General features: G+C 46.0%; 1 protein-coding gene. It reads left to right on the top strand.

Translation table 11 applies throughout. The features are described from left to right. The coding region (locus tag O4H47_RS17960; RefSeq protein ID WP_269395395.1) for a hypothetical protein at nucleotides 1-206 on the top strand (206 nt) is incomplete at its 5' end. Nucleotides 207-265 lie beyond the last annotated feature (59 nt).

Genomic DNA, 265 nt, shown 5'->3' with positions numbered 1-265 from the left:
TGTTCGAATTGTGTGACCGTCTGGATATGCAGCTTCTTATCGCGGCACCAGAAAACATCAGCCCAGAGAAAGGTACGACCTACAAACTGGTGCGTAAGGTGTTTAAAGACCACGAACACGTACACGTAGTGGGTCTGCGCGGTTTTGGTCAAACGGATAAGCCTAAGACCGAAGCACAAGAGATGATTGAAGAGTTTGAATCGTAAACTTCGAATCTAACAAAACGCCTGCAATGAATGCGGGCGTTTTTGTATCTGTTTACGAG

It is taken from the genome of Maritalea porphyrae, assembly GCF_027213965.1.
Classification (GTDB): domain Bacteria; phylum Pseudomonadota; class Alphaproteobacteria; order Rhizobiales; family Devosiaceae; genus Maritalea; species Maritalea porphyrae_A.
This window is presented reverse-complemented; position numbering and strand designations above follow the sequence as displayed.